Source organism: Micromonospora sp. I033 (assembly GCF_053890995.1).
In genome coordinates, this window is record NZ_JBSSLX010000179.1 from 1 (window position 1) to 11,757 (window position 11,757).

Consider the following 11,757-nt stretch of genomic DNA (forward strand, 5'->3'; position numbering starts at 1 on the left):
GCCCGATCCCCACACGGGGGTCGGGCCCTTTCGGCGTCTGTGGTCAGCGGTCGCCGGCGTGCACCGGCTCGTCGGCCTCGTCGGGCGCGTCGACCGGCTCCAGCCGGTGGGCGCGGCGGCGCAGCCACCACGTGCTGGCCACACCGGCGAGCACGGCGAGGACCAGGCCGGCCCAGGAGATGTCCTTGAGCCAGTGCTCGGCCGCCCGGCCCACGGAGAAGAGCAGGTACGTGGTGCCGAACGCCCAGACCAGACCGCCGGCCGCGTTGGCCACCAGGAACCGGCGGTACGGCACGTGCAGCGCCCCGGCCAGCGGGCCGGCGAGGATGCGGAGCAGGGCGACGAACCGCCCGAAGAAGACCGCCCAGACACCGTGCCGGGCGAAGCTCTGTTCGGCGCGGGCGAGCTGCGCCGGGCCGAGGTGCTTCGGGAACCGCCGGCCCAGCCGTTCGAGCAGCGGGCGGCCGCCGCGGCGGCCCACGGCGTACCCGACGGAGTCGCCGATGATGGCGCCGGTGGCGGCGGCGGTGGCCACCCATTCCGGCTCGACCACTCCGGTGGCCGCGAGCAGGGCGGAGCTGACCAGCACGATCTCGCCGGGGAGCGGGATGCCCATGCTCTCCACGCCGATCACGCCGGCGACGATCAGGTAGACCACGCCCGGGGGCAGCGCGGAGAGCCAGTGCTGTACGTCGACCACGCCCGAACCCTACCCGCGGCGGCTCACTCGACGGGTGCGAGGAACTCCAGGCGGTTGCCGTGCGGGTCGTACGTGTGGAACCGCCTCATGCCGGGAATCTCGTCGTCGCCCCAGGTCACGGGGAGGCCGGCGGCGTCGAGCCGGGCGGCCAGCTCGTCCAGGTCGGGGCGGAGCAGTGCCGGGTGCGCCTTGCGGGCGGGCCGGAAGTCGTCCTCGACGCCGAGGTGCAGCTCCACGCCGTACCCGGTGAACCAGCAACCACCCCGGGCGGCGAGGGCCGGCGGTTTGGGCTTCTCGACCAGGCCGAGCAGGCCGGCGTAGAACGCCCGCGACGTTTCCTCGGAGCCGCGTGGGCAGGCGAGCAGGACGTGATGGATCATGGTGGCACCTCCTCGTCCCGAACCCTGGCACGAGGTTGCGCGAATAGCAAGACGGACGTACGGTTTTGTAGAGACCGACGCAGGTAAGTGTTGCCTAACCACGGCAGCACACCGGCCGGTGCGACAAACTGCTCAGGACTACTCACGGTCGCTGGTGTGAAGGAGTACGACGTGGCGAGCCTCGACACCTTCGGTGCGAAGACCCAGCTACGCGTCGGTGACGCGAGCTACGAGATTTTCAGGATCGACAAGGTGGAGGGCCACGACCGGCTGCCCTACAGCTTGAAGATCCTGCTGGAGAACCTGCTGCGGACCGAGGACGGCGCGAACATCACCGCCGACCACATCCAGCAGCTCGGCGGCTGGGACCCCACCGCCGACCCGAGCGTGGAGATCCAGTTCACCCCGGCCCGGGTGCTGATGCAGGACTTCACCGGCGTGCCCTGCGTCGTCGACCTGGCCACCATGCGCGAGGCCGTCCGCGACCTCGGCGGCGACGCCACCAAGGTGAACCCGCTCGCCCCCGCCGAGCTGGTCATCGACCACTCGGTCATCGCCGACCTGTTCGGCCGCGAGGACGCCTTCGAGCGCAACGTCGAGCTGGAGTACGAGCGCAACAAGGAGCGCTACCAGTTCCTGCGCTGGGGCCAGACCGCGTTCAACGAGTTCAAGGTCGTCCCGCCGGGCACCGGCATCGTGCACCAGGTCAACATCGAGTACCTGGCGCGCACGATCATGGAGCGCAACGGCCAGGCGTACCCGGACACCGTGGTCGGCACCGACTCGCACACCACGATGGTGAACGGCCTGGGCGTGCTGGGCTGGGGCGTGGGCGGCATCGAGGCCGAGGCCGCGATGCTCGGCCAGCCGGTCAGCATGCTGATCCCGCGGGTCGTCGGCTTCAAGCTCTCCGGCGAGATGCCGGCCGGCACCACCGCCACCGACCTGGTGCTCACCATCACCGAGATGCTGCGCAAGCACGGCGTGGTCGGCAAGTTCGTCGAGTTCTACGGCCCGGGCGTGAGCGCCGTGCCGCTGGCCAACCGGGCCACCATCGGCAACATGTCCCCGGAGTACGGCTCCACCGTCGCGATCTTCCCGATCGACGCCGAGACCGTCCGCTACCTGGAGCTGACCGGCCGCGACCCGCAGCAGGTCGCGCTGGTCGAGGCGTACGCCAAGGAGCAGGGCCTCTGGCACGACCCGGAGCGCGAGCCGGTCTACTCGGAGCGGCTGGAGCTGGACCTCGGCACCATCGAGCCGTCGCTGGCCGGCCCGAAGCGCCCGCAGGACCGGGTGCCGCTGGGCAGCGCCAAGACGCTGTTCCGCTCCGCGCTGACCGACTACGTCGCCGCCGGCGACCTGGGCGGCGCCGAGAAGCAGATCAAGCCGGGCGTGGCCCGCGAGGAGCTGCCCCGCGGCGCGAACGGCCCGGCCGACGAGGCCAGCGCCGAGTCCTTCCCGGCCAGCGACCCGCCGGCCAACGAGTTCAGCGACCCGGCCGACGAGCCGCGCGACCTGGAGACCGCCGCGGCGGGCGCCGGTGGCCGCGCCACCAACCCGGTCCGGGTGACCGGTGCCGACGGCGTCGAGTACGAGCTGGACCACGGCGCGGTGGTGATCGCCGCGATCACCTCCTGCACCAACACCTCGAACCCGCAGGTCATGATCGGCGCCGCGCTGCTGGCCCGGAACGCGGTGGACAAGGGCCTGGCCCGCAAGCCGTGGGTGAAGACCACCCTGGCCCCGGGCTCCAAGGTCGTCATGGACTACTACGACCGCGCCGGCCTGACGCCCTACCTGGAGAAGCTCGGCTTCAACCTGGTCGGCTACGGCTGCACCACCTGCATCGGCAACTCCGGCCCGCTGCCGGAGGAGGTCTCCGCCGCGGTCAACGAGGGCGACCTGGCCGTCGTCTCCGTGCTCTCCGGCAACCGCAACTTCGAGGGCCGGATCAACCCGGACGTCAAGATGAACTACCTGGCGTCCCCGCCGCTGGTGGTCGCGTACGCGCTCGCCGGCACCATGGACATCGACCTGGCCAACGAGCCGCTCGGTGAGGACTCCGAGGGCAACCCGGTGTTCCTGCGGGACATCTGGCCGAACAGCGCCGAGATCCAGGACGTCATCGCCTCGGCGATCGGCGCCACCGGCTTCAGCGCCGCGTACGCGGACGTGTTCGCCGGTGACGAGCGCTGGCAGTCGCTGCCGACCCCGACCGGCGACACCTTCGCCTGGGACGGCGGGTCGACCTACGTGCGCAAGCCCCCGTACTTCGAGGGCATGCAGCGCGACCCGAAGCCGGTGCAGGACATCGCCGGCGCCCGGGTGCTGGCCAAGCTGGGCGACTCGGTGACCACCGACCACATCTCCCCGGCCGGCTCGATCAAGGCGGACTCCCCCGCCGGCAGGTACCTCGCCGAGCACGGCGTGGCCCGGCACGAGTTCAACTCGTACGGCTCCCGCCGCGGCAACCACGAGGTGATGATCCGGGGCACCTTCGCCAACATCCGGCTGCGCAACCAGCTCGTGCCGGGCGTCGAGGGCGGCTTCACGGTCAACCACCTGACCGGCGAGCAGACCTCGATCTACGACGCCTCGATGGCCTACCAGGAGGCCGGCGTTCCGCTGGTCATCCTGGCCGGCAAGGAGTACGGCTCCGGCTCGTCCCGCGACTGGGCGGCCAAGGGCACCATGCTGCTCGGGGTCAGGGCGGTCATCGCCGAGTCGTACGAGCGGATCCACCGCTCGAACCTGATCGGCATGGGCGTCCTGCCGCTGCAGTTCCCGGTCGACACCACCGCGGAGTCGCTGGGCCTGACCGGCACGGAGACCTTCTCGATCAGCGGCGTCACCGCGCTCAACGAGGGCGACACCCCGCGCACCGTCAAGGTCACCACGGACACCGGCGTGGAGTTCGACGCCGTGGTCCGCATCGACACCCCCGGTGAGGCCGACTACTACCGGCACGGCGGCATCCTGCAGTACGTGCTGCGGCGCATGATCGCCAGCTGACGTCGGACAGCTGAGAAGGGCCGCTTCCCGCGCTCGCGGGGAGCGGCCCTTCGGCGTTTCCGCTGGTGCTCGCCGGCCGCTGGTCGCCCCGGCGCGGCCCGCCGCTCAGCGCAACCGCAGCGCGATCGCGCGCGCCTCCTCGTCGGTGAGGGGCAGGAACCAGAGGAAGCGGCGCACGATGGCGACCGGGTCCGGGCCGCCGGGCCGGCCGCGGAGGTCGCGGATCGCGCGGCGGGTGATCCGGGAGAACTCGGGGATCAGGGTCGCGCGCCGGGCCGCGTCCGTCGGGATCGCGCGCAGCGCCGGGCAGGGCCAGTCGCGGCCGCAGGCGTCGCACCGCCAGGACGGGCCGGTCGCGGTGTGCGCGACGGCCGGACCGCCGCGGGTCCGCCAGCGCGATGCGGGGACGACGTTGGTCACCCGGCCGGGACCACGGTACGGAGGAACGAGCGGCCCGATCGGCCCCGGCACGGTCGGGCGCGGGGGTGGTGGCGGGCTCGTCGGCTTCGGAACCGGCTTCGGCTTGTCCTCAAGCATCTTGCGCTCCCTCCTCGACGGTGTCTACAAAGCACCCTGCCGAGGGTTGCGGAGCGATCACACCGCGTAGAAGTATTTCCCTCTGACGTCTGGAACGTTCCGAGAGGGTTCGGAGATGAATCGAGCCGTACAGGCGGCGATGGCCGAGAGCGGTCATACGGCGGACACTCTCGCAGCTCAGGTCGGTGTGGATCCGAAGACGGCAGCGAAATGGGCGAGCAAGGGACGGATCCCACAGACCCGCCATCGCGCACGAGTCGCTCAGCTCCTAGGCCGGAACGTTGAGGAGCTGTGGCCGGACGCGCTGAAGCGCCGGGAGCCGGCGTGGTTCCGCCCCTGGGCCGAGATCGAGCGGGAGGCGCTATCGTTGCGGTCGTTTCAGCTCGCGTGGGTACCCGGCCTCCTTCAGACCAAGGCATATGCGCTGGCGACGCTGGCGGGCGAGGCGTTGACGCCGGCCGAGGCCGACAACCTGGCGGAGGCGCGGCTGAGCCGGCAGGCCATCCTGCGACGGGAACGCCCGCCGCTGCTCGTCGCCGTCCTCGATGAGAACGTCCTGCGGCGCACCCTGGACGGCGACCGAAACCTGATGCGCGAGCAGTGCGAGCGGCTCGCCGAGCAGGCCGCATTGCCGAACGTGTCCCTCTTCGTCGTGCCAGCCGATGTGGGTATGTATCCGGGCCTGGGCGGACCGTTCACGATCGCCGAGATGCCAGAGGGCGCGCGGGTCGGTCATGTTGACAGCCAGGCCCAGGCTCAGATCATCGACCGGGCCGCAGACGTTGCTACGCTGGATCGGCGATGGGAACGCATTCGTGGGGTCGCCCTGTCGCGTGCGCAGTCCTTGGAACTCCTCAAAGAAGCGGCGGCATCATGGACTTGACCGGCGCGCGATGGCGCAAGAGCACGAAGAGCGGAAACAACGGCGGTGACTGCGTCGAGGTCGCGGACAACCTCGCGGGCGTCGTCGCCGTCCGCGACTCCAAGGACCCGAGCGGTCCGGTGCTCACCTTCGACCCGGCCGCCTGGACGCGCTTCGTGACGATGGCCAGGCGCGGCTGACCCCGTACCCCACTGAAGGCCCTCGGCGACGCGCCGGGGGCCTTCGGCGTCTCTCCGACACGGACGACGCACACTCGTCGCGCTCTTCCGTTGACCGCCCGAGACCGACGGGACGGGTAGCGTACAGGGGTGGTTGATCAACGCCAGGTGATGAACTTCCGCGTCCGGGCCCAGCAGCTCGACCGGGCCGCCGGCACACTCGACAACACCGCCGTGCTCGATGTCGGGGTACAGGACACCGGCACGGACGGCGCCCGGTGGGCGCTGGCCGTCCGCGGGGTCGATGTGGCGGCGTTGTCCCCGGAGGATCTGATCCTGCTGTGGACCGTGCGAGGCGCTCCCCACCTCTACCGCCGTGCTGATGCGGGGAAGGTGGCGGCCGCGGTCGAGCCGTTCTCCGACGCCGACGCGGGCAAGCGCATCTACGACGCCGCCAGGCCGTTGAAGGCGGCTGGCATCGGGAACCTGGCTGCCCTCGACGAGGTGGCCGCTCAGATGCGAGCCGTCGTCACCAGGCCGATGGTCAAGGGGGACGTCTCCCGCCGCCTGGCCGAGGTGATGCCCGAGCCGTACCTGCGGTTCTGCCGGCCCTGCGACGCCACCCACCTCTACGAGATGCCGTTCCGGCTGGCCGCCGTACGGGCCGGGCTGGAGTTGCAAATCGACACATCGCCACCGGTTCTGCAACGCACCGCGGGGTTCAAGAAGGCTGCCACCGCGGGCGACACGTTCGACCTCGTCCGCGCGTATCTTCGTCTGCTCGGCCCGGCCACGCCCAAACACGTCGCCGACTATCTCGACGCCCCCGTCAAGGACGTGAAGGCACGCTGGCCCGAAGATGTGATCGAGGTGGTGGTCGACGGCGAAGCCCGCTCGCTCCTGGCCGCCGACGAACAGGCGCTGAAATCGGCCGACACCAGGGCTACCCGCCTACTGGGCCCGTACGACCTCTTCCTCCAGGCCAAGGACCGGGCAACCCTGGTGCCGGACACGGCGCACGCCAAGGAGTTGTGGCCGGTGCTGGGCCGCCCCGGCGCCGTCCTGGTCGACGGTCAGGTGGTCGGCACCTGGCGTCCCCGCAAGACCGGCAAGACGCTGAAGGTCGCCGTCCAGCCGTGGCAGACCCTGTCCGCCACCACCCGCGACACCATCGTCGAACAGGCTGAACGGCTCGCCGCCTACCGCACCGTCTCCCTCGCCGGCGTCGAATTCACCGCCTGACCCGGAACGGGGCAAGGGTGGCGCGGACCTGGTCGCCCGCGCCCCAGTCGTCGTCGAACTGGGCCAGCACGGCGAGGTGTTGCCGCAGCTGGACGATCGGCATGCGGGCCCGCCAGTCGCTGTCGAGGGCGGTCAGCTCGGCATAGACCTCGAAGAACCGGTGCGCCTCGGGCGGGGGCGAGGTGGACCACACATGGGCGAGGTCGACCTCGGCCCACAGGTAGGACACGGCCGGGTCGATCAGCGCGGGCCGCCCGTCCGGCGTTGCCAGCACGTTCTGCGCCCACAGGTCGCCGTGCGTCAGGCATGCCGGCCGGTCCGGCAGCAGGTCGGGCAGCCGGTGACACAGCCGCTCCAGCGCCGTCCGGTCTTCCGGGTCGAGCGCCGCCTCGACGCGGGGCTGCCCGAGCCACCGCAGCAACCGGTGCTGCGCGAAGAACGCGAAGCCGTCGTCATCCCAGGTGTTGATCTGCCGGCGGCGGCCCAGCCAGTTGTCACGGTGCCATCCGAAGCGAGGATGGATGGTGCTCGTGTGCAGGCGGGCGAGCGCGTGCGCGACCTGCTCCCAGAAGGTCTCGCTGCGCGGCCTGGGCCGCAGCACCGACAACACCAGCAATTCCCGGTCCGCCAGGATCACGTCGGGTGTCGCCACGCCGCCGAGCTCGCGCAGGGCGGCCAGCCCTTCGGCCTCCGCGAGGAAGACGTCGTCGGCCGGTGCGTCGGCGAAGGCCTTGACGAACACCGACGGCGCGTCCCGGCGGGTGGCGATGCCCGCGAGCGCCGCGAGTCCGCCCGTCGCCGGCTCCACCGCGACGACATCCCGCATCCCGGCCCGGAGCAGACCCTCCAGCAGGAACGCCGTTGACCGCGGCACCAGTGCGCTCCTCATCTCCGGGGTGCTTGTGCGCAAGATCTTATGTGACCAGTTGCCCATCACCCGAGGACTGACCTCCGGTCCGCGGTCGGACGACCTGACATGCCGCCGATTACGCGGCCGGACAACCCGGGTGCGGCGTCGGCCCGACTCGTGTTGACTCTGGCGGTGGATCGTCAACGGCTCAGCAGCATCGCGCACTCGCACCACCCGATCGCGGCCCCGATCTTCGGTGTCAACCTCAACCGGCTCCTGCGCCGAGCGGGCCGCCAACCGGCGGCTCGTGTCCTCGATCTCGGCTGCGGAGAGGGATCCTGGGTGCTGCAGGCACTCGCTCACTACCCGGACGGGCACGCCGACGGCGTGGACGTCAGCCCGTACGCCCTCGAACGCGCCGCCGGCGCCGCCGCCGAACGCGGCCTCGCCGACCGGCTCACCCTGCACGAGCGCGACGCACGGACCTACGTGCCCGACGGCGACTACGACCTGGTGCTCTGCGTCGGGTCGACACACGTGTTCGGCGGATTCGGCGAGACGCTGGAGCTGGCCGGCCGGCACGTGAACGCCGACGGCATCCTCATGGTCGGCGAGGGATTCTGGCAGGTCCCGCCGACTCCGGAGGCCCTCGCTGCGCTCAACGCGAAGCCTGAGGAGTTCACCGACCTCGCGGGCCTGGTCGACGCTGCCGAGCGGGCCGGCTGGACGCCGGTGTACGCCCATGTCAGCGACGCCGCCGAGTGGGACGACTACGAATGGTCGTGGGTCGGCTCGCTCACCGAGTGGGCGCTGGACAACCCCGGCCACCCGGACGCCGCCGAGGCACTCACCGTCGCCCGGGAGCACCGCGATCAGTGGCTGCGCGGCTACCACAACGTCCTGGGCTTCGTGACCCTGGTGCTACGCCGGATCTGATTGGACAGTCGGCCGGGCCCTTCTCGGGCCGGAGTCTGGTCAGGGCGTGGGGGTGCCCGGTCGGTGGGCGGGTTGGAACAGTTCGATCAGGTTGCCGGCGGGGTCGGTGAGCAGGATCTGGCGTCCGCCCGGGCCGGCAACCACGTCGCCGCGGAAGGACAATCCGGTGCTGCGCAGTCGGTCGATCTCGGTATCCAGGTCATCGACGACGAGGTGGATCCGGTTGCGCCCGGCGGTGGCGGCGTCGGCGGGGGTGGCGCGGGCCCCCGAGCTGGTCGGTCCGGACAGCAGCAACCGCAGCGGGCCGCGCACCACGTCGGCGAAGGCAGGAGCGGCGCTGGTGTGGACGGTGAACCCGAGATGGGTGGTGTAGAAGTCGACGGCGGCCTGGACGTCGTCGACCAGGTAGCGAACGCTGGCGTACTCGCTGGGTGCTGTCATGGCCGGATCTCCTTGTGAAGAGCGGGAACAACGGCGTCGTCGGCGTGCGGGACTCACATGACCCGACCGGGCCGGTGCTCACCGTTGACCCGGCCGCCTGGCCGCGGTTCGTGAAGCTGGCCGAGCGCGGCCGACGCCGTACCTCTGAAGACACTGCTTCGTGGCATCCTGTGGCTGCTCACGCTCTTGAGCATCGGGCCGCTCCCTGGGCCCGTCAACCTGCTGCCTGCTCGCCATCGCCACGTGCGGGCCGCGTCGGCGGCACCCGGGAAAGGGTGTGCGGCCGCCGGGCGGGCGCCGGTAGCCCGGTGATGTGGTGCTGACCCGTCAGAACCGACGGGCGCCTCACGCCGTCCCGGTCTCCAGCACCGCCTTGAGCCGGGCGAGGTCCGCGCTGACGAGGCCGCTGTCCCGTTCGAAATCCGCGCCGGTCATCCCGGGCGAGCGGCGCAGCGTGAAGACGACCTCGCAGCCGTCGCCGTCCGCGATGGCCCGCAGCGGCACGTACACCGTCTCGCCGGAGGGCGTCACCACCTCGTGGTCGAGCACGCCGTACTCGTTGCGCGGGGCGAAGGAGAGCCGCGCCCGCCCCTCCGGTGTCTCGACGAACCAGTACCCGTCCTCCCACACCACCGAGCTGCCCAGGCCGGGCGCCCAGCGGGGCAGGTTGGCGGGGTCGGAGGCGAAGGCGTAGACCTCGGCGACCGGCCGGTCGACGTGCACGCTCAGGTGTCGGGATTCGGTGGACATCGCCCCATCATGGCAGCGCGCGCCGCCGGATTCAGTCGGTGGCGGCGCGGCGGCGCTCCTCACGCAGCTTCATGGCGTACTCCAGCAGCGTGATCAGCACCTCCTTGACCGACTCCCGCTCCCGCGCGTCGCAGAGCACCACGGGCACGTCCGGGTCCAGGTCGAGCGCCCCCTGCACCTCGTCGAGCCGGAAGCGCTTGGCGCCCTCGAAGCAGTTCACCGCCACCACGAACGGCGTGCCCCGCCCCTCGAAGTAGTCGATCGAGGGGAAGCAGTCGGCCAGCCGCCGGGTGTCGGCGAGCACCACCGCCCCGATCGCGCCCAGCGCCAGCTCGTCCCAGACGAACCAGAACCGGTCCTGCCCGGGGGTGCCGAACAGGTAGAGCACCAGGTCGTCGCTGAGGGTGATCCGGCCGAAGTCCATGGCCACGGTGGTGGTGGTCTTCGTCTCCACCCCGGAAAGGTCGTCGATGCCGATCCCGGTCTCGGTCAGCACCTCTTCCGTCCGCAGCGGCCGGGTCTCGCTGACCGCGCCGACCAGGGTGGTCTTACCGACGCCGAAACCGCCGGCGATCAGGATCTTGATCGCGGTGGGCAGCGGCGCCGCTCCCGCCGGCCGCTCAGAGCGCCCGTAGTCCATTGATTACCGCCTCGAAAACACTGTCGTCGGGAAGGCCGGCGGGGGTGGCGCGCGGCTCACGGACCTGCACCAGGCTGCGGGCAGCCAGGTCGCCCAGGAGAACCCGGACGGTGCCCACCGGCAGGTCGAGGTGGGCGGCGATCTCGGCCACGGACTGGATCCGCTGGCAGAGGCCGACGATCGCCACGTGCTCCGGGCCGAGCCCGGACTCCGACCCCACCTCCGCACGGGTCGCCGTGACCAGGGAGATCAGGTCGAACGTGCCGGTCACCGGGCGGGCCCGGCCACCGGTCACCGCGTACGGGCGCACCACCGGACCAGCGTGGTCGTCCACCCACTCGTGCTCCGCGGGCTCCCCCTGGCCGGTCATCGCGCCGGGTTCTCGCCGAGGGGCTGTTCCCGGGTGGGTGAGGCGACGAACCGGCCGACCCGGGTGACCAGCATGGCCATCTCGTACGCGATCAGGCCCACGTCGGCGTCCTCGGACGCCAGCACGGCCAGGCAGGCGTTGCGCCCGGCCGCGGTGACGAACAGGAACGACGACTGCATCTCGATGATGGTCTGCTGCACCTGACCACCACCGAACCGCTTGCCCGCGCCCCGCGCCAGGCTCTGGATGCCCGCCGCCATCGCCGCCAGGTGCTCGCCGTCGTCCCGGCTCAACCCGCGGGACGAGGCCATCAGCAGTCCGTCGGTGGAGAGCGCCACGGCGTGTTCCGCCTGCTTGACCCGGCCGACCAGGTCGTCCAGCAACCACGTCAGGTCCGCGCTCGAAGCCGTCTTCTGCGCCACTCGTCGTCCTCTTCTCCCCCGGCTGGTGTGCCGTGCTCGTGCGGGATCGCCGGATCGGCGTCCCTAGCTCGCCTGACCGTCGCCGGTGTCCGGCGGGCCGGCCTCGTGCGCCCCGCCGAGCAGCCGGGCCGCGTCGGTCCGGCCCCGTCGGGTGCCGCTCTGGTAGGAGCTCATCATTCGGCGCACCTGCTCCGGCGGGCGCACCGTGTCGTCTTCCTCGTCGTCGTCCGGAGTGGACGGCTCGTGCCGCAGTTCCGGCGCGAGGTTGGCCTGGCGGACCCGGACCGGCAGACCGCCGTCGGTCCGCGCCGGGGCCGCGCCGTCCGCCGCCGTGTCCCCCGCCGGGGCCGGGTCGGCGGGCCGGGCGTCCACCGGGGGCAGCCCCACGGTGGGCTCGGCCAGCGCTGGCTGCCGCTTCCGCGTACGCGCCGGC

Annotated in this window: 15 protein-coding genes and 1 pseudogene; 6 read left to right on the top strand and 10 right to left on the bottom strand. The window is 71.6% G+C overall.

Translation table 11 applies throughout. The features are described from left to right. Positions 1–43: 43 nt before the first annotated feature. Both ACW0Q9_RS23760 and ACW0Q9_RS23765 read right to left on the bottom strand, forming a co-directional pair. Positions 44–700: a DedA family protein gene (locus ACW0Q9_RS23760; protein ID WP_456184841.1), complete on the bottom strand. Its 657-nt coding sequence runs from the start codon at positions 698–700 to the stop codon at positions 44–46. Positions 701–723: 23 nt separating this feature from the next. Continuing rightward, complete coding sequence (locus tag ACW0Q9_RS23765) at positions 724–1,080, bottom strand: VOC family protein (RefSeq protein WP_456184843.1); 357 nt, start codon at positions 1,078–1,080, stop codon at positions 724–726. 156 nt (positions 1,081–1,236) lie between these two features. Here ACW0Q9_RS23765 and ACW0Q9_RS23770 point away from each other — a divergent pair, with 156 nt between their 5' ends. After that, complete coding sequence (locus tag ACW0Q9_RS23770) at positions 1,237–4,095, top strand: aconitate hydratase (RefSeq protein WP_456184845.1); 2,859 nt, start codon at positions 1,237–1,239, stop codon at positions 4,093–4,095. A gap of 105 nt (positions 4,096–4,200) precedes the next feature. On the opposite strand, the gene ACW0Q9_RS23775 is transcribed toward ACW0Q9_RS23770, so the two are convergent. Then, a complete protein-coding gene (locus ACW0Q9_RS23775) occupies positions 4,201–4,515 on the bottom strand; it encodes a hypothetical protein (RefSeq protein ID WP_456184847.1) in 315 nt (104 codons plus the stop codon). A 232-nt stretch (positions 4,516–4,747) separates the two neighbouring features. Between ACW0Q9_RS23775 and ACW0Q9_RS23780 the strand changes: the two genes are divergently transcribed. The 3 genes from ACW0Q9_RS23780 (at position 4,748) to ACW0Q9_RS23790 (ending at position 6,915) form a co-directional block, all read left to right on the top strand. Beyond that, a complete protein-coding gene (locus tag ACW0Q9_RS23780) occupies positions 4,748–5,515 on the top strand; it encodes a Scr1 family TA system antitoxin-like transcriptional regulator (RefSeq protein ID WP_456184849.1) in 768 nt (255 codons plus the stop codon). After that, positions 5,506–5,694: a DUF397 domain-containing protein gene (locus ACW0Q9_RS23785; protein WP_456184851.1), complete on the top strand. Its 189-nt coding sequence runs from the start codon at positions 5,506–5,508 to the stop codon at positions 5,692–5,694. The genes ACW0Q9_RS23780 and ACW0Q9_RS23785 overlap by 10 nt, the downstream gene beginning before the upstream one ends. 129 nt (positions 5,695–5,823) lie before the next feature. Further along, positions 5,824–6,915 (top strand): winged helix DNA-binding domain-containing protein, encoded by a 1,092-nt coding sequence (locus tag ACW0Q9_RS23790; RefSeq protein WP_456184853.1) that lies wholly within the window; start codon positions 5,824–5,826, stop codon positions 6,913–6,915. Here ACW0Q9_RS23790 and ACW0Q9_RS23795 read toward each other — a convergent pair. After that, complete coding sequence (locus ACW0Q9_RS23795) at positions 6,905–7,804, bottom strand: fructosamine kinase family protein (RefSeq protein ID WP_456184855.1); 900 nt, start codon at positions 7,802–7,804, stop codon at positions 6,905–6,907. The genes ACW0Q9_RS23790 and ACW0Q9_RS23795 overlap by 11 nt on opposite strands. Before the next feature lie 87 nt (positions 7,805–7,891). On the opposite strand from ACW0Q9_RS23795, the gene ACW0Q9_RS23800 reads away from it, so the two are divergent. Beyond that, on the top strand, positions 7,892–8,701 hold the full coding sequence (locus tag ACW0Q9_RS23800) for an SAM-dependent methyltransferase (protein WP_456184857.1): 810 nt from the start codon (positions 7,892–7,894) through the stop codon (positions 8,699–8,701). A gap of 39 nt (positions 8,702–8,740) precedes the next feature. On the opposite strand, the gene ACW0Q9_RS23805 is transcribed toward ACW0Q9_RS23800, so the two are convergent. Then, complete coding sequence (locus ACW0Q9_RS23805) at positions 8,741–9,142, bottom strand: VOC family protein (protein ID WP_456184859.1); 402 nt, start codon at positions 9,140–9,142, stop codon at positions 8,741–8,743. A gap of 44 nt (positions 9,143–9,186) precedes the next feature. Between ACW0Q9_RS23805 and ACW0Q9_RS23810 the strand changes: the two genes are divergently transcribed. Next, entirely contained in the window at positions 9,187–9,465 is a 279-nt protein-coding gene (locus ACW0Q9_RS23810) for a DUF397 domain-containing protein (RefSeq protein ID WP_456184866.1), read from the top strand. A gap of 22 nt (positions 9,466–9,487) precedes the next feature. Here ACW0Q9_RS23810 and ACW0Q9_RS23815 read toward each other — a convergent pair whose 3' ends face one another. The 5 genes and pseudogenes from ACW0Q9_RS23815 to ACW0Q9_RS23835 all read right to left on the bottom strand — a co-directional run. Further along, entirely contained in the window at positions 9,488–9,892 is a 405-nt protein-coding gene (locus ACW0Q9_RS23815) for an SRPBCC family protein (protein ID WP_456184861.1), read from the bottom strand. 31 nt (positions 9,893–9,923) lie between these two features. Next, the gene (locus ACW0Q9_RS23820) at positions 9,924–10,532 is read right to left on the bottom strand and encodes a GTP-binding protein (RefSeq protein ID WP_456184863.1); all 609 of its coding nucleotides are present in this window, start codon (positions 10,530–10,532) and stop codon (positions 9,924–9,926) included. Then, the gene (locus tag ACW0Q9_RS23825; RefSeq protein ID WP_355355058.1) at positions 10,513–10,902 is read right to left on the bottom strand and encodes a DUF742 domain-containing protein; all 390 of its coding nucleotides are present in this window, start codon (positions 10,900–10,902) and stop codon (positions 10,513–10,515) included. The genes ACW0Q9_RS23820 and ACW0Q9_RS23825 overlap by 20 nt, the downstream gene beginning before the upstream one ends. Next, positions 10,899–11,324, bottom strand: a complete 426-nt coding sequence (locus ACW0Q9_RS23830) for a roadblock/LC7 domain-containing protein (RefSeq protein ID WP_091320827.1) — start codon at positions 11,322–11,324, stop codon at positions 10,899–10,901. Before ACW0Q9_RS23830 ends, ACW0Q9_RS23825 begins: the two co-directional genes overlap by 4 nt. A 63-nt stretch (positions 11,325–11,387) precedes the next feature. Beyond that, positions 11,388–11,757: pseudogene (locus ACW0Q9_RS23835) on the bottom strand (nitrate- and nitrite sensing domain-containing protein); the annotation flags it as partial.